The organism is Flavobacterium azooxidireducens (assembly GCF_023195775.1).
Taxonomy (GTDB): Bacteria; Bacteroidota; Bacteroidia; order Flavobacteriales; family Flavobacteriaceae; genus Flavobacterium; species Flavobacterium azooxidireducens.
The window spans coordinates 2,160,794-2,181,388 of sequence record NZ_CP096205.1 but is presented as its reverse complement, the minus strand read 5'-3'; the positions used below and the strand labels follow the sequence as shown (position 1 = coordinate 2,181,388).

Genomic DNA, 20,595 nt, shown 5'->3' with positions numbered 1-20,595 from the left:
ACATAGGAGCTATCGGGAGGTTCAGAGTGTCACGTCGACAACGTGGAAGTCATTGGTTAGAATACAATATGACCCACTTTTTTTTAACTTACCACAAAGAAAAAAGGCACAAAATTCCTGAAATGTCATCTAGATTTGATGGTTACCTATCACTTTTGATAAGTGAATGACAAATTACTAATAAACCAAAATATAAATAGATATGAATTCCATTTTAAATAGAAATATATACTTAATTAAAGAACATATCGGAATGTTCAAAGCATCAAACAACTTTGATGTGTTTAATCCTGACAATGGTTCATTAATTATGACTTGCAGAGAACCTAATTTAGGTTTTTTTACCAAATTGTTTCGTTTTACAGATTATAAAAGAATGACACCATTTAACGTAGTGATTTCTGATACGCAAGGAAAAAAAATAATATCTGTAAAAAGGGGCACGACTATACTTCGTTCAGATGTTGAAATTTTCGATGAGTCTGATAAATTAATTGGCGTTTTTAAACAAAAGTTTTTCTCTTTTGGGGGCAAATTTGAAATTCACGATGCAAATGACAAACATTTATGCACGCTTCAAGGAAAATGGACCGGCTGGGATTTTAAATTCATTAAAGACAACAGAGAATTGGCCCACGTATCAAAAAAATGGTCTGGAATAGGAAAAGAATTTTTTACAAGTGCTGATAATTATGTATTAGAAATTTATAATCACGTGCCACAAGATGATAACTTAAGACCTTTAATTGTGGCTTCCGTTATGTGTATTGATATGGTTTTTAAAGAATAATTTCATTAAATAAAATAACCTTGAGCCGTCTTGAAAGCAATTTTGAGACGGTTTTTTCTTAACAGCACAAAACCCGCGTGAGGGATTGAAGCGAAAAGCCCACAGCACAAAACGCCAATTTTCTTGGGCTCAAAAAGCGACCAAAGGAAGCTCTTTTGGGCCCTTAGAAAATGGCGTTTTGTGCGAGGACTTGTAGCGGAAAGCCCGTACACGCCCCAAAAAAAATCCCAACCTGAAAAGATTGGGATTCTGTATTTTTAGATGATTAGCATTGCATCACCGTAGGAGTAGAATTTGTATTTTTCTTTGATTGCTTCTTCGTATGCTTTTTTCATTAAATCGTGTCCGCAGAAAGCCGAAATCATCATTAATAACGTTGATTTTGGTGTGTGGAAGTTGGTTATCATACAATTGGCGATACTGAAATCGTAAGGTGGATAGATGAATTTATTGGTCCAACCTTCGAACGGATTCATTGTTCTTGCTGAGGAAACTGATGATTCGATGGCACGCATCGAGGTTGTTCCGACGCAACAAATACGTTTTTTTTGTGTGATGGCGTTGTTCACGATATCGCACGCTTCTTGTTTGATGATTAACTCTTCGGAGTCCATTTTGTGTTTAGACAGATCTTCTACCTCAACCGGATTGAATGTTCCGAGACCTACGTGTAGGGTTACTTCGGCAAAGTCAACTCCCTTAATTTCAAGGCGTTTCATTAAATGTCTGGAGAAATGCAATCCGGCAGTTGGTGCGGCTACGGCTCCTTCTACTTTGGCGTAGATGGTTTGGTAACGCTCTTCGTCTTCGGGAGTTACTTCTCTGGTGATGTATTTTGGGATTGGAGTTTCGCCCAATTCGGTTAATTTATTTCTGAATTCGTCATACGAACCGTCGTATAAAAAACGTAATGTTCTTCCACGAGAGGTGGTGTTGTCGATTACTTCTGCTACTAATGAATCATCATCTCCGAAGTACAATTTGTTTCCGATACGGATTTTTCTGGCTGGATCAACTAATACATCCCAAAGACGTTGTTCTGCATTAAGTTCACGCAATAAAAACACTTCGATTCTTGCACCAGTTTTTTCTTTATTTCCGTAAAGACGGGCTGGGAACACTTTGGTGTTGTTCATAATCATTACATCGCCATCGTCAAAATAGTTGATGATGTCTTTGAACGTTTTATGTTCGATTGTTTTTTTTGCTCTGTCGATCACCATTAGACGCGATTCGTCACGGTTTTCTGCAGGGTATTCAGCCAATAATTCTGTTGGAAGATTGAATTGAAAATGAGATAATTTCATATAAAGTAATTAGTTATTAGTAATTAGTGAATAGTTTTCACTACTTCTAATTTTCAGATTGCAAATATACGATTGTGAGATAGGCGTTGTCAAGTGTTTTGAGGTTTATTTTTTGTGGAAAGTTGCTAAGGTGCTAAGGCACTAAGGTTCTGAGTGCTTTGGCATATAAATATTGCACTATTCCGCAATTTGAAATCCGAAGTTTTTTAAATCTTGCCAAAAAGTGGGGTATGATTTTGAGACGACTTCGGCATTTTGGATGGTGATGGGAACTTTTAGAGCTAATGGTGCGAAAGCCATAGCCATACGGTGGTCTTGGTATGTGGAAACAGAAACCTCACCCCCAACCCCTCTCCAAAGGAGAGGGGAGTGAGCGTCGAGTGTTAGTGAATCGTTTGTAACTGATATGTTTGCTCCGAATTTAGAGAGTTCTGCTTTTAAGGCTTCTAATCGATCTGTTTCTTTTATTTTCAGAGTGTGCAATCCGGTTAAGTGACAGCCGATGCCGAGTCCGAAACAGGTTACGGCGATGGTTTGGGCGATGTCGGGGGAATTATTTAGTTGCGAGTTGAAAGTTGCGGGTTGCGGGTTATCTGTTTTGCGTAAAAGGATTGTGTTATTTTGAAAATCGGTTTCTACTCCGAAATTTTTATAGATTTCGACAAGGGCGACATCACCTTGTAGGCTGTTTTTTTTGTAGCTTGAAAGGGTGATTTGTGTGCCGATTTCGGATAGGGCGATTATGGAATACCAGTAGGATGCTGAACTCCAATCTGACTCAATAGTAAGGAGTTTGGAGTTTGGAGTTTGGAGTGAATTAACTTTTATACTATTATTTTCGAAGGATGTTTCAACGCCAATTTCGTTGAGTAATGCCAATGTCATATTGATGTATGGGATAGAAGTTATTTCGCCTTCGAGGGTGAGTTCTAATCCGTTTTCGAGTTTTGGAGCGATTAGTAATAGGGCTGATATGTATTGACTGCTGACGTTTGCCGGAAGGGAAACTTTGTTTTGGTTTAACTTTTTTCCTTTGATTCTGATGGGCGGAAAGCCTTCGTTTTCTTCGTAGGTGATTTCGGCTCCTAACTGATTTAATGCTTCGACAAGAATTTTAATTGGGCGTTCTTTCATTCGAGATGAACCGGTTAAAACAACTTCTTTCCCGTCTTGAATGGAGAAATATGCAGTGAGAAAACGCATGGCTGTGCCGGCGTGGTGGATGTCTATTGCGGTTGTCTGTTGTCCGTTGTCGGTTGTCCGTTGTCCGTTGTCGGTTGTCGGTTGTCGGTTGTCCGTTGTCGGTTGTTCGTTGTCTGTTACCTGTTTTTGGATTGCTTTTAGCATTACTTCACTATCATCGGAATTGGAGGTGTTTTCTAATTTGATTGTGGGATATAATGCTTGTAACAACAATAATCGGTTGGTCTCTGATTTAGAACCGGTGATTTTTAGTTGAAGGTTGCGGGTTGCGGGTTGAGGGTTATAGGTTAATTTTAAATCCATTATTTAGTGACAACTTTTAGTCCAATGATTGAGATGATGAGAGTACTAATGAAAAATACTCTCCAGAAAGTGGCGGGTTCTTTGAATACTAAGATTCCGACGAGCACACTGCCGACGGCTCCGATTCCTGTCCAGATTGCATAAGCGGTGCCGATAGGTAATTCTTTAGTTACTTTTATCAAAAGTAACATACTGATGGTGAGGCAAATTAAAAATCCGCCATACCAAAGCCACATCGTTGTTCCTGAGGTTTCCTTGGCTTTGCCAAGACAAGCTGCAAAAGCGACTTCGAATAGGCCGGCTATAATGAGGAGAATCCAATTCATAATTTAATTCCAGTTTATAAGGTCTTACTACTTAATACTAAAATCTTGATTCTATTTTAGTTTTTCGTTATTCTGATGACGATCGTGGTCGCGATTGGTTTTTATATCTAATTTTTTATCAAAAGCGGCTTGTAAATCGATTCCGGTTTGATTGGCGAGACACAAAACTACAAAAACCACATCGGCTAATTCTTCGCCAAGGTCTTTGTTTTTATCACTTTCTTTTTCGGATTGTTCGCCGTAGCGACGAGCAATTATTCTGGCTACCTCACCTACTTCTTCGGTTAGTTGAGCCATATTGGTTAGTTCGTTGAAATAACGAACGCCGTGGTTTTTGATCCAGTTATCTACTTCGAGTTGGGAATTTTTGAGGTTCATGGCTGATTTTTTATACTATTTTTAGACTTTTTTAAGTATTATTTTCTCTGTTTGGTTTTCTACAACTCTCTTGAAAAAGTCTTTTAAATCGAGATATTTATCGGGCATAATTATCGATTCGTTGATACTGAAAGAGACACTTAACTGCACTTTATTTCCAACAGCTTGGGCATTAAACTTGTAATTTAATAAATTATCACCCGTTGAAAGCACCAGCGATTTAGGCAAATACTCTACCACATAACCTTCCGGAATGCTATATGTTAATGTATATTTATCTTCGTGAGGAAATGTAAAATCTATTGGATATTCTCTTGTATCTGCCTTGAAAGGGTTTTCACTCATTGCATAAAAAAGTAAAGGTGTAAAATAAATTTTGTCACCTATTATTTCTGTTAAACCATTGTGAGAAAACTGAAATTCTTCATTGATTGGTTTGCTTAAATCGGATTCATTTGATGCAATATGCTCTTCAATTTCTATACTTGATAATTTTTTTTCTAATGCTTCTAGATACGTTTCTTTTGTTAGGTTTAAAAAGCGACTTCTAAACCGGAAGGCATTATAGTCATAATGTTGCATTCTTATCTTTCCTTTAACGCTTCCGTCTGCTTCAATTGATAACAAACCTATAGTGTTTTCTTTGGAAATTAATTTAGGTAAAAGATTAACAAATGTAGAAGAGCCGTCTTTTCTAATCAATCGTCCATTCCAGTTTAATACTCTTGATGGCAAAACGTTTAAGTAACTGTTTTTATCTGTTGCATCCAGCAAAATGAGATTGTCAGGAATTTCTACTGCGGCAACAACATAGTTAAATGAAGTTCTTGATGGATATAAAGGAATTCCATTTGCCAACGTACTAACAAGTATTGGGTTTGCTTCTAATCCTGCATAACGCAACATCGACACAAGCATTAAATTTATTTCGGCTACATTTCCTGTTTTATTCTTATAAGCTGAACGAACTCCATCGTCACAATAGATTCCGTTAAAATCATTCCATTTCACTTGTTTTTTTACAAAATCTAACACCGCAATAATTTTTTCGTCTCTTGTGTTTTTTCCTTGTAAAACAAAATCCAATTCTTTTTCAAAATAACCTGTTTTTTTCACTTCTGCTCCAAAATTTTCGCTATCGTAAATAGTCTTACATACATCTTCCCATGATGTTGAATAACTTTTTATGGGATTGTTCGGAAAATTAGTTGATGTTAATTCATGATTAACACTTGCAGTATAATTTTTAACGTTACCAACATAATCTTCTTTTTTTAATAGTGGCACATTTTCACTAACATATGTTGTTATTGTTTCCTTGTAAGAAAACTGTTCGTTTGAATAACTTGTTTTTTGAAAATGTGAGTTCCCTACTTTTTCTTTATCTGTATAATGAAAAGTTGTACTTTTAGCAGAACTGGTCACTTTAGGCAAAATGTACCCTTTAGTTCTTGGGGTGTAATAATAATATTCAGGAATTACAGTTTCAAATTTTGAATATTTTACCGGTATGCTTTTTTGAAAATACCACTCTGGTAAATTTGAAAAAAAAGGAGATGTTAACACATATTTATATTCAATAATAGACCCCTCTCTTACGTTTGGCATAGAAATTTTTACTTTACTCCAATACTTATTCGTTTTTTCTAAAAACTCGCCATCACTTTTTAATTTAGTTTTTTCTATTTTTCCTTTTTCTAAATTATATGTATATGCTTTCGAAAAAACTACACTTTCTCTCTCAGTTCCACCAATATAAATTGGAATTTCAACATCGCCAAAAGAATAACCTTCTTTCTTATAAATTTTAACTTTCGAGGTTACCTCAGTAATCATTTGAAATCCATTATTCATGTCGTAACTAAAGTAAGTTCTTCCTACATCAAATAAAACGGCAGCCTCGGCATCTTTCTCTGTTGGATGTTCTTTTTCTTCTAACTCGGTCACAGTAACTTTACCCAATTCATACGATTGACTAAAACATGACAATGAGAAGATAATGAAAAAACAAACTGCACTGATTTTTTGAATGATTTTCATGAGTTTTTAATTTTGAATTAATACTAATTTTGCGTTATCGTTTTTTGCAATTTTTTCTATAAATTTTCTATATTCTTCGTATTCAGTTTTTGAATAAAATCCTTTGTTTATAGTCAATGAACGCTTATAAACCACTTTATTATCATTCAACTGAATTTCGGCTTTATAATGTCCGAATTTTTCATTAAATTCTACTGATTCTGGAATAGATTCTACTGAAAAATTATCTGGTAAATTAATATTTATGTCGTCATAATCATAAAAACCTCTCGAAATTTCAAAAGGTGAATTTCTAGTTCTGTATCTTTTGGGAACAGATGAATATTGATTGAATGCATTTAAAGCAAACATCAACCGCTGACCGCTTTTCGACGCATAATTTTCTGCTTCTAAATCTATATTTTCTGTAAATTCTATTGCACTTTTGTCATTTTTAAAAACAGGGTTTTTCCATTGCAAATTATTTATCGTACTGAAATAATTTTTATAATGTTTGTCTAAATCGTCTTTTGATTTTCTTTCCAATAGATATTTTCGATCGTATTGGGTTCCTAACGACTTAATTGTAACCTTTCCTAATATTGAACCATTATTGTGTAAAGAATAATTTGCTGAAGTGATTTGACTATTATTTTTTTCTGAATAAGCTTTTGTGTCTGTTATTTTACCTCCATCGGATTTTATTATTAAAGCTTTTCTATCATCTGTAAAATTGGCTTGGAAATCAAATGGAACAATTTGATCCGTACATTCCATCCATTTTAATTCGTTTTGGTAAGGAATACATAATATTGCATGATTTCCTTGCATTGAAACAAAATCGGGATTAATATCTCTTTGATACTTGTCACCATAAATAATCGTATAATATGACTCTACCCCAACTACACTTAGCAGTGCTCTTGTATAGTTTGAAAGTGCCTTACAATCTCCATACCCTAATTTATCAACATCTTTTGCTAACATGGGTTTCCATCCACCGATACCCATTTGAATACTAACATATCTGGTTTTATTTTGAACGTACTCAAAAACCTTTTGTGTAATCTTTAATTTATCGGTTTCATCGCCAACGTATGTTTTGATTTTAGACTTTGTTTCTTCAGATAGTTCATCAGTTCCGTTTAACAAATTAGCATATACCCAAGAACCAAAACCGCTCCAAGTTTCTGCCTCACCATCAACTCCTTCTAAATGAAATTTATTCAATCCAAAAAGTACAATTGGGGTGAATTTTCGCAAACTTGGAGCATATTCTTCTTGTTTAAAAGCTTGAATATTTGTAGCTTCAAAAGATAATTTTCCTGATACTTCTGTTTTTTGGATTGAAAAATCTTCAAAATTTTCTTCTTTGTATTTAAATCCTAAATCCTGAGGATAGGAAATTGTTATTTTGCTATTTTCCGTGCTTAAAAAATAATTTTCTAAAGGTGTCCAACTTGGTATAAAAGCTGTATTTGACGTTTCTACTTCACATTCAAAAACTATAGTAAAAGGATAGGATATTGGTGTATAATCGAGATATAAAACACGACTATCAGTATATACTGAAAATCCATCTGCCACACTTTGATCTCTGAAATCTTTCTTTTTAATTTTTTTAATTTCCGAACCAAGTGAATTTAATATTTTGGCCTCAATGGAAACTATATGTAAAGTCTTATCATAATTTTGATAAGCATCCATGTGGCGTAAACCATATTCGTTAAATACTGTAACAATCCGCTTGGATTTAATGGTCATTGATCTTCTGGATTTTATACTAATCTCTCTTTCCTGTAAACGAATACAAGCATTTGCATTTTCTTTTAACTCTTTTGGGATTAAAAAATCAGATAAAATTTGAGCTTTAACAGATGTTAAAAAAGCTAGATAAAGAAATAGAGTCCAACTTATTTTTTTCATAAAAATTCATAAAATTCCGAACGAAAGTATTCGGAGAGTAGTAATTAATTTGGTGTAGTTTTTGGAAACTCTATTCATCAAAAATAGGATAAAAGAAGTAGAAAACAAAGATTATTCTTTATTTTTTGTATCAATTAATATTGTTACCGGACCGTCATTTAAAAGTGTCACTTTCATATCGGCACCGAACTGACCGGTTTGTACTTTCTTTTCTAACTCTTTCTCTATTTGTTGGATGAATTTCTCATAAATCGGAATTGCAATTTCAGGTTTTGCCGCTTTAATGTAGGACGGACGATTGCCCTTTTTTGTTGATGCATGAAGTGTAAATTGACTCACGATAATCATTTCGCCATCAATATCTTTAACCGATAAATTCATGACATCATTTTGATCACCAAAAATGCGAAGATTTACAATTTTTGTAGAAAGCCATTCTATATCTTCTTTGCTATCTGACTCTTCAATTCCTACTAAGACTAACAAACCTTTTTGAATGGAAGCTACAATTTCTCCTTCGATGGTTACTGAGGATTGTGAAACTCTTTGGATAACGGCTTTCATTTTTTATGGTAATGGGTAATTGGTTAATCTAAATCCTGATTTCTTCCATCAGCATAAATATCATTTCGGTATTGTTCTTCATCGCCTTCTAAAATTTGAAGGTAACTTTTGTAGCGAGACCAAGCTATTTTATCTTCTTCTAATGCATTTTTAATCGCACAATTGGGTTCGTCTTTGTGCAAACAATTGTTGAATTTGCATTGGTCTTCCAACTCAAAAAACTCGGGAAAATAACCTTTGATTTCTGACTTTTCCATATCCACAATCCCAAATCCACGAATACCGGGTGTATCAATTATTTTAGAATTGAATGATAAATCAAACATTTCTGCAAAAGTAGTCGTATGTTGTCCTTGTTGATGAATATCGGAAATTTGTTTGGTTTTTAAATTCAAATTAGGTTCCAAAGCATTCACCAATGTAGATTTTCCAACACCGGAATGACCTGAAAACATACACACTTTTCCTTCCATCATTTGTTTCAATTCGTCTAACCCTTTTTTTGCTGTGGCAGAAACACGAAGGCATTCATAGCCAATCTGATTGTAGGTGTATTGCAAGAATAATTGTTCGTCTAAAGTTGCGTCATCATACGTATCCACTTTATTAAAAATCAATACGGCTTTGATGTGATAGGCTTCAGCAGTTACCAAAAAACGATCAATAAAACTTGTTGTTGTTATTGGATTATTGATAGTAACCAACAAAAAAACAATATCAATATTGGATGCAATGATGTGCGTTTGTTTCGATAGATTAACCGATTTTCGAACAATATAATTCTTTCTATCGTGAATGTTATGAATGCTTCCTGTAATCGCATCAGAAGTTTCATCAATTTCAAAATCAACCACATCGCCCACCGCAATTGGGTTGGTACTTTTGATTCCTTTCATGCGGAATTTCCCTTTAATCCTACAATCATAAAATTGATTGTCTTCGGCTTTAACGGTGTACCAACTTCCGGTAGATTTATAAACGATTCCTGTCATGCCACAAAGATACACGTTTTCATCAATCAAGAATTGATAATTTTTTCTTGATGATCGATACTTTCTTGGTGAATTGCTTTGAAAAGTTGCACAATAAAATCTTCACTCAACCCTTTTTGACTTCCTTCTGCAATCATTTTATCTAAAATTTCCTGCCATCTTTTGTTTTGTAAAATAGCCACATTCTTTTCTTTTTTCAATCCGCCAATTTGATCTGCAATTTTCATTCTTCCACCCAAAATCTCGAGAATTTTACTGTCAAATTCATCAATTTGAGTTCGTAATTTATTCATTCGCATTGTGTAATCATCGGCTTCATCAGTTTCTTTTCGAACGCGTAAATCGTGAAAAATTTGTTTCAAAACAGTCGGTGTAACTTGCTGAGGAGCATCACTCCAAGCATTATCCGGGTCGATATGTGTTTCTATAATTAATCCGTCATAATTCAAATCTAAGGCTTGTTGCGAAACTTCGTGAATCATATCTCGTTTTCCGGTGATGTGCGAAGGATCGCAAATTAAAGGCAAATCAGGAAATCTATTTTGCAAATCAATGGCAATTTGCCACTCCGGATTATTGCGGTATTTTGTCTTTTCGTAGGTTGAAAACCCACGGTGAATCACGCCTAACTTTTTAATATTTGCATTGTACAATCGTTCCAAACCACCAATCCATAACGATAAATCGGGGTTTACAGGATTTTTTAATAATACAATTTTATCGGTTCCTTCCAAAGCATCGGCAATTTCTTGAACAGCAAAAGGGTTCACGGTGGTTCGAGCACCAATCCATAGAACATCAATATCGTGTTCTAATGCTAATTTTACGTGAGCTGCATTGGCAACTTCAACCGCCATAAGCAAACCTGTTTCTGCTTTGGCTTTCTGCAACCAATTCAATCCAATTGCTCCTACTCCTTCAAATCCGCCGGGACGCGTTCGCGGTTTCCAAATTCCGGCACGAAAAATACTTACATCGGAGTTTTTTAATTCACGAGCAATTTTTAATACTTGTTCTTCGGTTTCTGCACTGCAAGGTCCTGCAATTACTAACGGATGTTCTAATTGAAAATCGGTTAACCAGTTTTTTAAATTTTTATCGTTTTCCATAGTTTCGGTTGTCGGTTGTCAGTTATCGGTTGTCGGTTGTCGGTTGTCGGACAACAGATAACAGACAACCCTTTATTTTAAAATTTCTTTAATTCTGTTTGTGTTTTTCATTTCGTTAAAAATGGCTTCATAGTCATCCGATTCTAAAAAGGATTTAAAGGATGATAAATTGGCAATATATTCTTCTAACGATTTGACAATTTGTTTTTTATTTTGTTTAAAAATCGGAGTCCACATTGCTGGTGAACTTTTGGCTAATCGAACGGTACTTTCAAATCCGCTTCCGGCCATATCGAAAATATCTTTTTCGTCTTTTTCTTTTTCAATGACGGTTTTTCCAAGCATAAAGGAACTAATGTGCGACAAATGTGAAACATAAGCAATGTGTTTGTCGTGTGATTTTGGTTCCATATAACGAATTCGCATTTTCAAATTTCGGAATAATTCTAAGGCTTTTTCCTGTTTTTTATAGGATGTTTTTTCAATTTCACAGATGATGTTAACTTTATCTTCGAATAAATTTTCGATGGCTGCTTTTGGTCCGGAAAACTCTGTTCCAGCAATTGGATGCGTGGCTAAAAAATTGTTTCTTCTAGGATGATTTTCAACTGCTTCGCAAATTGGTTTCTTGGTTGAACCTACATCAATTACAATGGTATTATCAGAAATAGTATCCAAAATTTTCGGCAAAAGTACTAAAGCCACATCAACCGGAACAGCCAAAATGACAAAATCTCCATCAAAATCATCTTCTAAATTTCCTTTTTGATGAATTAATCCCAATGATAATGCTTCGTTAAGATGATTTTCATTTGAATCAATTCCGATAATCACGGCGTTTTCATACAATCTTTGAATGTCCAAAGCCATTGAACCGCCAATTAATCCTAAACCAATTATATATACTTTCATACTAAAATCGTGCTAAAGCTTCTTTAATTTTTTCTTCTTCGATGCACAACGAAAACCGAATGTATCCTTCACCATTACTACCGAAAATTGTTCCGGGTGTGATGAAAATATTCTTTTCAATTAAAATTTCATCTATAAATCCTTCGGATGAAGCGATATCTTTTGGAAGTTTCGCCCAAATGAATAATCCAACACTTTTTTCATCATACGAACAACCTAATTTTTCAACTAATTTAAAAAGTAAATTTCTCCGTTTGGAATACACTTCATTTTGACTTTCAAACCAATTTTTATCTAAACTTAATGCTTCAATCGCACCTTTTTGAATTCCATAAAACATACCGCTGTCCATATTACTTTTGACTTTTAAGACGGCTTCCAGAAAAGTTTTATTTCCTAAAATCATTCCCACTCGCCATCCTGACATATTGAACGATTTGCTGAGCGAATTAAGTTCTAACGCAATTTCTTTTGCTCCTTCCACTTGAAAAATCGACATTGGATTTCTATTCAAAACAAAACTATACGGATTATCATTGACAATCAAAATGTGATGCTTTTTTCCGAAAGCAATTAATTTTTCGAAAACTTCCTTTGTGGCATTGGCTCCGGTTGGCATATGCGGATAGCAAACCCACATAATTTTGACTTTTGATAAATCTAATTTTTCAAGAGCTTCAAAATCGGGAAGCCAATTATTCTCTTCAATCAAGTCATAAAAAACGGGTTTTGCCTGAACTAATTCGGTTACGGATGCATACGTTGGATAGCCCGGATTTGGAATTAAAACCTCATCTGATTTATTCAAAAATGCCATCGAAACGTGCATAATTCCTTCTTTCGAGCCCATCAACGGTAAAACTTCTGAAGCAAAATCCATCGAAACATTAAATTGATTTTGATAGAATGTGGTCATCGCTTTTCGAAGTTCGGGTAAACCCTGATAACTTTGGTATTCGTGAGCTTTTTTATCGTTCATTGAATTCTGAATTGCATTGACCACGGAAAAATGTGGCAATAAATCCGGACTTCCGATTCCCATATTAATGATTGGTTTTCCTTCGGAAAGCATCTGATTCACTTCCCGCAACTTTTTGGAAAAATAATATTCCTGAACCGAATTTAATCGATCTGCGGTTGTTATCATAGTCTTGCATTTTTATATTCGCCTAATACTTTAAAATGTCTGGTCATCTGTTCTAAATTTCGTTTTGCTTCTTCATAATTCTTGTAATTTTCAAAAACCACATCTATAAAAAATGAATATTGAAATGGTGTTTCAATAATGGGTAATGATTGAATTTTGGTCATATTCAATTGGCAATCGCTAATCATTTTCAACACAATAGCTAAATTTCCGGGTTTATCCTCCAATTCAAATTTTAATGACGCTTTGTTGATTTCGTTTTTCGGAATTTCTTTATTGACTGATTTTACGATGACAAAACGAGTGGTATTGTTTTTTACGGTATGAATTCCTTTTGCCACAATATCCAAATCATATAAATCCGCTGCTTTTATACTCGCAATTGCCGCAACTCCAAGCAACTTTTGCTCTTGAATGCGTTTGGCTGTTTCGGCGGTATCGCTACTTTCTATTAATTTGATGTGAGGATAATTCGAAAAGAAAACCGCACATTGCAACAACGCCATCGGGTGCGATTGCACTTCTTTTATATCTTCAATTGTTTGACCTTTTAGTGCCAAAAGATTGTGATGAATGTCGAGATAATATTCGCCTATAATATGTAAATTATTATGATCGATTAAGGCGTAATTTGGAATAATCGAACCGGCGATAGAATTCTCTAAAGCCATAATTCCTTTACTTGACTTATCATTTAGCACATTTTTTACCAATTTTTCAAACGACATGCATTCTTCCAACTCAACCGATTCAGAAAAATAATTTTCTGCCACCTGATGATGAAATGAACCTTTGATGCCTTGAATTGCAATTTTTGTTATCATGAGATTGTAAAAAAAAATCCCGACTCACATGGAATCGGGATTTATATTGTTTTTGAATTAAAAAATTTACCTTACATAACTCAATACCAATCCCGATTTTTTCCAAAAGAAAAAATAAAAGAAATTAGTAAAATAATATGTGTTATGTGAAATCATCTTTTTGTTGTGATTTTGAAATGCTAATATAGTAAAATATTTAAATCAAAATACTTTTTAGAAAAAAAATGAGTTAAAAACTTTACTTTTGCTTTAAATCTTTACGTATGTCTATCGAAGTTAAAAATATTTCAAAAATGTATGGTGCTCAAAAAGCATTAGACAACATTTCATTTTCTGTAAATAAAGGAGAAATTGTTGGTTTTTTAGGTCCAAATGGTGCCGGAAAATCAACATTGATGAAAATTTTAACTACGTATATAACAGCTGATCAAGGAAGTGCTTCGGTGAATAATTTTGATGTATCGGATGCCAATCAAGAGGTTCAAAAAATTGTTGGCTATTTACCGGAACACAATCCGTTGTATTTAGATTTATATGTTCGGGAATATTTGGCTTTTAATGCGGATGTTTATAAAGTTTCTAAAAACAGAATTCAAGAAGTGATTGAATTGACTGGTTTAACGCCTGAAAGTCACAAAAAAATCGGACAATTATCAAAAGGTTATCGTCAGCGAGTTGGTTTGGCTACTGCTTTACTGCACAATCCGGAAGTTTTAATTTTGGATGAACCTACGACAGGATTAGATCCGAATCAGTTGGTAGAGATTAGAGATTTGATAAAAAACATCGGAAAAGACAAGACTGTTTTTCTTTCGACACACATTATGCAGGAAGTGGAAGCCATTTGTGATCGTGTCATTATCATCAACAACGGTAAAATTGTAACCGATAAAAAATTAGACAAACTAATGTCTGATGAACAAGAACAAGTGATTGAAGTGGAATTTGATAAATCCGTTTCAGAAGAATTGCTGACTACTTTACCTAATTTTAAATCAGCTAAAAAAATAACTGATTCAATTTGGGAAATCACTTTTTTATCGTCGGAAGATATGCGTTCAAAATTGTTTGATTTTGCGAATGAAAAAGGTTTAAAAACGCTTCAAATTCATTTGAAAAGTAAAAACTTGGAAGCTATTTTCAGAGAGAAAACCAAGAAATAATTAGTTGTAAATTACTCTTCCTTGGTAGTGTTGGGTTAAATTTACCGATGGAGGAGTGTTTAATAAAATTAAATTCCCAGTACTAAACAAATCGCCTTCCACACTTTGAATGGGTCTAATAAACATATCATTTGAGCCTCGGTGATATACTTTGGCTACATTAATATTCAAATTTTGAGCTTCAAGTCGACCATTTCCATCGTAAAAATTCAATAAAGCTTCTTGGGTATTGCCGGAGATATAAAAACGAGAAACATTATTATTAGCTATTACTAATTGTCCGTTGTTAATTTCAAAAATAAAATCTCCGGTCCCGGCACCATCTGTTAAATCCATAGAATTCAATCTAATGATTGGATAAGTCAAAACACCATCAGACCTAATTTCTTTCTCTGTTTTAGAATGGATATCAGACAAACTCGGGGCAGTAACATAAACCGTTGTTTGTCCATAATCCCGAACCCAATTGCAAGTAGTTTTATCTTTTAAAGTGAGCGTATTATTTTGAACTTTTACTTCAATATCCTCAATTAAATTTTCACCTGATTTGATTTCTACTTTATATTCCGGTCCTTGTTTGATGACTAATTCAATTCCACTATAAACAAAAACGGTTTCAAAGGGAGTTACTTCCACTTCTCTCGAAACCATTTCACCAGTTGACTTTATACAATCTCCCGGTTTTTCACAATTGTAAAAAAAAGTAGCTATTACGATTATTAAAATTAATTTTTTCATATTATTAAAATCTTACACCCATTACAAATTCCATTGATTCAGCCAAGAAAATATGGGTTTTAATTGATAATCCTGTAAATACTTTTTTCGTGATATAATATTTCATACCCACCCTATCATAAACAGGAATGTCTGATTTGTAGGGTTGATAGACATAGTAACCTACCTGAGCTTCGAGTGAAATTCTATTGATGAAAAGCTCATATCCTATAAAAACCCCAGCTCTTTTGTAATCTGTATCTGCGGTAACATTTTCTTCAGGATAAGCAATCGACTGATATTTTATAAATTCTTTATATGAATTGGTAAAAAAAACTTCTGCTCCTAATTGAAGAGCACTTTTTCTACTTATTCTTTTATCAACATAAAAAGCTGGATGAAAAAAGGGTTTTTGACCGCTTCCAATAATTGGACTTTCGCTGATTCCGGTTCTTAAAACGAAGTTATATCTTAATGGTTCTGTAATTTTAACTTTTGGTAGTGTATCAATTTGTCTTTCTAAAGGCTCTTCAAAATTATAGGTAACACCAAGATTTACACCATACGAATTCACACCGCTGTTTGGTGCTTTTATTCTTCCGTTAGAAAAATGTGTGAATAATAAACCTGCTTTTAATTCAAATCGATCAAAAAGCGGAGTGGAATAATTTACTGCAAAGTTAGTATTTGCTACAATTTTAGAACCAAAAGCATAGTTTTTACTATTGATTTCTTTATCATGTGGATCTGAGGTATAAGCCACACCTTGTGCTATTTTAAACTGAACTTTACGATTTAAAAAATAAAAATTATAATGTGCTCCTACACCGTAAACTTTACCTAAAATATCATTTTTAAAATCTTTAAAGATAAAATAACCACCATAATCCGGATAGTTAAAGACTCTTTCCCACTCTTGATGACCGTATGTTTTTTTGTATAAACTCACCAAAACACCATCGGGATGACCTTGCAGATAATAATCTAAATCATCGGTATGAGGCATAACATTACCTCTGAAATACTGAACATCTAAAGCAGTAGTTTCTGTTTTTTCCTGAGAAAAGAGTATCGTCGAAAAAAACAAAGTTAAAAAGTAAAGTTTCCTCATTCTAAAAGTAATTCCGGCAAATATAACAGAATAAAATTAGTAAGAAAATATTATGAAAGAATTGATTTTAAAATATTTCCTTCGCAATTGCTTTTATGTTTTCTGCTTTTCCCATCGAATAATAATGCAAAACCGGAATTCCGGCTGCAACTAATTCTTTACTTTGAGCGATACACCATTCGATTCCGATTTGTTTTACGGCCTCGTTATCTTTTGCTTTCACTACGGCCATAATCAAATCGTCGGGTAAATCTACCTTGAATCGATGCGGAATTAAATTCAACTGTTTTTTGGTCGCAATTGGTTTCAATCCGGGTATAATTGGCACAGTGATTCCGGCTGCTCTGCATTTTTTTTCAAATTCAAAAAAGCGTTTATTGTCAAAAAACATTTGGGTAATAATGTAATCGGCTCCGTTTTTAATTTTTTGTTTTAAAAAATGAATATCACTATCCACACTTGGAGCTTCCATATGTTTTTCGGGATAACCAGCCACGCCAATGCAAAAATTAGTACACGATGAATTTTGCAAATCTTCATCCAAATAAATTCCTTTGTTCAAATTGTGGATTTGTGTAACCAATTCAGAAGCATATTCATTTCCTTCTTTTTCGGGTCTGAAATAAATTTCGTTTTTCAAGGCATCTCCACGCAATGCCACGACATTATCAATTCCCAAAAAATCTAAATCGATTAATAAGTTTTCAGTATCTTCTTTGGTAAAACCTCCACACAAAATATGCGGAATGGCATCTACATCGTACTTGTTTTGAATTCCGGCACAAATTCCCACCGTTCCCGGACGTTTTTTTACAATTTTCTTTTGTAATAATCCGCTTGGTAATTCTTTGAATTCATATTCTTCCCGATGATAGGTGACATCAATAAAAGGCGGATTAAATTCCATCAACGGATCAATCGAATCAAAAATAGATTGAATATTTTGACCTTTTAATGGCGGTAAAATCTCAAATGAGAATAAGGGTTTGCCGTTGGCGTTTTCGATATGTTGGGTTACTTTCATAATTTCGGTTGTCGGTTGTCGGTTGTCGGTTAACTGATAACGGACAACAGACAACGGTTTTTAATCTGCTATATTCGGCGAAAGCCATTTCATCGCCATTTCTAAACTAATGTTTCGTCGTTTTGCGTAATCTTCTACTTGATCTTTTTTGATTTTTCCTAATCCGAAATATTTGCTTTCCGGATGAGCAAAATAATATCCAGAAACCGAAGATGCCGGCCACATTGCCATACTTTCAGTCAATTTTACACCTATTTTTTCTTCTACATTTAATAGTTTCCAAATTGTAGGTTTTTCCAAATGATCCGGACAAGCAGGATAACCCGGAGCGGGACGAATCCCGGTGTAATTTTCTTTGATTAAATCCTCATTAGATAATTTTTCATCGGAAGCGTAGCCCCAAATTTCTTTTCGCACTTTTAGGTGTAAATATTCTGCAAAAGCTTCCGCTAATCGATCGCCTAATGCTTTTACTAAAATGGAATTATAATCGTCCAATTGTTTTTCAAATTCTGATGCTTTTTCATCTACACCAAATCCGGTTGTGACACAAAAACAGCCGATGTAATCTTGAATTCCGCTTTCTTTTGGAGCGATAAAATCGGCTAGAGCGATGTTTGGTGCTCCGGCAGTTTTTTGGGATTGCTGACGAAGGGAAATAAAAGTTGTCGGTTGTCGGTTGTCGGTTGTTGGATAAAGGGTAATATCATCATCATTTTCAGTATTCGCTGGAAAAATTCCCATAATTCCTTTGGCGGTTAACCATTTTTCGTTTACGATTTGTTGTAGCATCTTTTGAGCATCTTCAAATAAATCAGAAGCTTGTTGACCTACAATTTCATCGGTTAAAATGGCAGGATATTTTCCGAATAATTCCCACGATTGAAAAAACGGTGTCCAATCGATGAAATCAACTAATTCGGATAATTCAACTTCTATAGTTTTTGTTCCGATAAAATTGGGTTTTGATGGATGGTAATTTTTCCAATCCAGTTGTAATTTATTTTTTCTGGCTTCGGTAATTGATAAGAAATTCTTTTCTCTACTCCTATTCAAATACCCTTCCCGAAGATGATCATAATCCTCTCGAACCGTTTTGGCGTAGGCTGTTTTTGTTTCCGCTTGCAATAAATTTGTAGCGACAGTAACCGCTCGCGAAGCATCATTTACGTGAACAACGGTTTCTTTATATTCAGGGGCTATTTTCACGGCAGTATGAGCACGAGAAGTCGTTGCACCACCAATCATAATTGGAATTTTGATGTTCAACTTATCCATTTCTTTCGCCAAATAAACCATTTCATCCAACGATGGTGTGATTAATCCGCTTAAACCAATGATGTCAACATTTTCACGAATAGCCGCTTCGATGATTTTTTCCGGCGGAACCATTACGCCTAAATCAATGATTTCAAAACTATTACAAGCTAAAACAACTGCCACAATATTTTTACCAATGTCGTGCACGTCGCCTTTTACGGTTGCCATCAACACTTTTCCAGCAGATGACGAAGCAGTTGAATCTTTCTCTTCTTCGATGAAAGGAAGTAAATAAGCCACAGCTTTTTTCATTACTCGAGCTGACTTAACTACTTGTGGTAAAAACATTTTTCCGCTACCAAATAAATCACCAACAACATTCATCCCAGCCATTAAATTAATTTCAATAACTTCGATGGCTTTTGTGGAATTTATTCTGGCTTCTTCAACATCAATTTCGATGAACTCATCAATTCCTTTGACTAATGAATGGGTTAATCGTTCTTGAACTGAGCCATTTCGCCATTCTTGAATCGCTTTTTCATTGACTTTAAAATCCCCTTTATAACTCTCGGCTAATTCCAAAAGTCGTTCAGTGGCATCTTCTCTTCTGTTTAATAAAACATCTTCAACGTGTTCTAATAATGTTGCATCAATTTCATCATAAATCTCCAGCATTTCCGGATTCACAATGCCCATCGTCATTCCGTGTTGAATGGCATGATAAAGAAAAGCCGAATGCATCGCTTCACGTACTTTGTCGTTTCCACGAAAGGAAAAGGAAACATTACTTACACCCCCGGAAATATTGGCATGCGGTAGATTTTCACGAATCCATTTGGTGGCTCTGAAAAAATCTAAAGCATTTAATTTATGCTCCTCCATTCCCGTAGCTACAGGGAAAATATTTGGGTCGAAAATGATGTCTTCTGCCGGAAAACCTACTTTATCCACTAAAATATCGTAGCTTCTTTTGCAAATTTCGATACGTCTTTCGTAATTATCGGCTTGACCTTTTTCGTCAAAAGCCATCACGATGACAGCTGCACCGTATCGTTTGATTAATTTGGCGTGATGAATAAAGGTTTCTTCTCCTTCTTTTAACGAAATGGAATTGACGACACCTTTTCCTTGAATGACTTTTAATCCGGCTTCGATGATTTCCCATTTAGAACTGTCAATCATCACCGGAACTCGAGCGATATCGGGTTCTGCGGCGATTAAGTTTAGGAATTTGGTCATCGCATATACGCCGTCCAACATTCCTTCGTCCATATTCACGTCGATGATTTGGGCTCCACCTTCCACTTGATTTCGAGCGATATCAAGAGCTTCTTCGTACTTTTCTTCTTTGATTAAACGAAGAAATTTTCGTGAACCGGTAACGTTTGTTCGTTCGCCGACGTTTACGAAATTCGTTTCAGGAGTTATGATAAGCGGTTCGAGACCGGATAATTTTAAATATTTTTTACAATCAGCTTCTGCCATTTTTTTGTTTTTCTATAATCCTGCTAGGTCTT

The 20,595-nt window shown here is 34.6% G+C and carries 18 protein-coding genes; 2 read left to right on the top strand and 16 right to left on the bottom strand.

Translation table 11 applies throughout. The features are described from left to right. Positions 1 to 202: 202 nt before the first annotated feature. Positions 203 to 790, top strand: a complete 588-nt coding sequence (locus M0M57_RS09505; protein WP_248432817.1) for an LURP-one-related/scramblase family protein — start codon at positions 203 to 205, stop codon at positions 788 to 790. Positions 791 to 1,047: 257 nt separating this feature from the next. Here the strand turns inward: M0M57_RS09505 and queA are convergent, their stop codons facing one another. The 12 genes from queA to M0M57_RS09445 all read right to left on the bottom strand — a co-directional run bounded on the left by queA (position 1,048) and on the right by M0M57_RS09445 (position 13,800). Then, a complete protein-coding gene (gene queA / locus M0M57_RS09500; RefSeq protein WP_248432816.1) occupies positions 1,048 to 2,097 on the bottom strand; it encodes a tRNA preQ1(34) S-adenosylmethionine ribosyltransferase-isomerase QueA in 1,050 nt (349 codons plus the stop codon). Between the two features lie 177 nt (positions 2,098 to 2,274). Then, on the bottom strand, positions 2,275 to 3,603 hold the full coding sequence (aroA, locus tag M0M57_RS09495; protein ID WP_248432815.1) for a 3-phosphoshikimate 1-carboxyvinyltransferase: 1,329 nt from the start codon (positions 3,601 to 3,603) through the stop codon (positions 2,275 to 2,277). After that, complete coding sequence (locus tag M0M57_RS09490; protein WP_248432814.1) at positions 3,603 to 3,929, bottom strand: DMT family transporter; 327 nt, start codon at positions 3,927 to 3,929, stop codon at positions 3,603 to 3,605. Before M0M57_RS09490 ends, aroA begins: the two co-directional genes overlap by 1 nt. Positions 3,930 to 3,980: 51 nt before the next feature. Continuing rightward, complete coding sequence (locus M0M57_RS09485) at positions 3,981 to 4,307, bottom strand: nucleotide pyrophosphohydrolase (RefSeq protein ID WP_248432813.1); 327 nt, start codon at positions 4,305 to 4,307, stop codon at positions 3,981 to 3,983. 21 nt (positions 4,308 to 4,328) lie between these two features. Further along, positions 4,329 to 6,347 (bottom strand): DUF3857 domain-containing protein, encoded by a 2,019-nt coding sequence (locus tag M0M57_RS09480; protein ID WP_248432812.1) that lies wholly within the window; start codon positions 6,345 to 6,347, stop codon positions 4,329 to 4,331. A gap of 6 nt (positions 6,348 to 6,353) precedes the next feature. Continuing rightward, positions 6,354 to 8,252 carry a DUF3857 domain-containing protein gene (locus tag M0M57_RS09475; protein WP_248432811.1) on the bottom strand — a complete coding sequence of 633 codons (1,899 nt, stop codon included), beginning with the start codon at positions 8,250 to 8,252 and terminating at the stop codon, positions 6,354 to 6,356. A gap of 111 nt (positions 8,253 to 8,363) precedes the next feature. Then, positions 8,364 to 8,816, bottom strand: coding sequence for a D-aminoacyl-tRNA deacylase (gene dtd / locus M0M57_RS09470; RefSeq protein ID WP_248432810.1), 453 nt, complete (start codon positions 8,814 to 8,816; stop codon positions 8,364 to 8,366). 23 nt (positions 8,817 to 8,839) lie between these two features. Next, positions 8,840 to 9,808 carry a ribosome small subunit-dependent GTPase A gene (gene rsgA, locus M0M57_RS09465; protein WP_248432809.1) on the bottom strand — a complete coding sequence of 323 codons (969 nt, stop codon included), beginning with the start codon at positions 9,806 to 9,808 and terminating at the stop codon, positions 8,840 to 8,842. A gap of 26 nt (positions 9,809 to 9,834) precedes the next feature. Continuing rightward, positions 9,835 to 10,917, bottom strand: coding sequence for a bifunctional 3-deoxy-7-phosphoheptulonate synthase/chorismate mutase type II (locus tag M0M57_RS09460; RefSeq protein WP_248432808.1), 1,083 nt, complete (start codon positions 10,915 to 10,917; stop codon positions 9,835 to 9,837). A 72-nt stretch (positions 10,918 to 10,989) separates the two neighbouring features. Next, on the bottom strand, positions 10,990 to 11,829 hold the full coding sequence (locus M0M57_RS09455) for a prephenate dehydrogenase (protein WP_248432807.1): 840 nt from the start codon (positions 11,827 to 11,829) through the stop codon (positions 10,990 to 10,992). 1 nt (position 11,830) lies between these two features. Continuing rightward, a complete protein-coding gene (locus tag M0M57_RS09450) occupies positions 11,831 to 12,976 on the bottom strand; it encodes a pyridoxal phosphate-dependent aminotransferase (RefSeq protein WP_248432806.1) in 1,146 nt (381 codons plus the stop codon). Beyond that, positions 12,973 to 13,800: a prephenate dehydratase gene (locus M0M57_RS09445; RefSeq protein ID WP_248432805.1), complete on the bottom strand. Its 828-nt coding sequence runs from the start codon at positions 13,798 to 13,800 to the stop codon at positions 12,973 to 12,975. The genes M0M57_RS09450 and M0M57_RS09445 overlap by 4 nt, the downstream gene beginning before the upstream one ends. Before the next feature lie 263 nt (positions 13,801 to 14,063). Between M0M57_RS09445 and gldA the strand changes: the two genes are divergently transcribed. Beyond that, a complete protein-coding gene (gldA, locus tag M0M57_RS09440; protein WP_248432804.1) occupies positions 14,064 to 14,963 on the top strand; it encodes a gliding motility-associated ABC transporter ATP-binding subunit GldA in 900 nt (299 codons plus the stop codon). Here the strand turns inward: gldA and M0M57_RS09435 are convergent, their stop codons facing one another. From M0M57_RS09435 to metH, 4 genes are all read right to left on the bottom strand, one after another. Beyond that, on the bottom strand, positions 14,964 to 15,701 hold the full coding sequence (locus M0M57_RS09435) for a head GIN domain-containing protein (RefSeq protein ID WP_248432803.1): 738 nt from the start codon (positions 15,699 to 15,701) through the stop codon (positions 14,964 to 14,966). Between the two features lie 4 nt (positions 15,702 to 15,705). Then, on the bottom strand, positions 15,706 to 16,791 hold the full coding sequence (locus M0M57_RS09430; RefSeq protein ID WP_248432802.1) for an acyloxyacyl hydrolase: 1,086 nt from the start codon (positions 16,789 to 16,791) through the stop codon (positions 15,706 to 15,708). A 67-nt stretch (positions 16,792 to 16,858) separates the two neighbouring features. After that, positions 16,859 to 17,815 (bottom strand): methylenetetrahydrofolate reductase [NAD(P)H], encoded by a 957-nt coding sequence (gene metF, locus M0M57_RS09425; RefSeq protein WP_248432801.1) that lies wholly within the window; start codon positions 17,813 to 17,815, stop codon positions 16,859 to 16,861. Positions 17,816 to 17,875: 60 nt separating this feature from the next. Beyond that, positions 17,876 to 20,563: a methionine synthase gene (gene metH / locus M0M57_RS09420; RefSeq protein WP_248432800.1), complete on the bottom strand. Its 2,688-nt coding sequence runs from the start codon at positions 20,561 to 20,563 to the stop codon at positions 17,876 to 17,878. Positions 20,564 to 20,595: the final 32 nt, after the last annotated feature.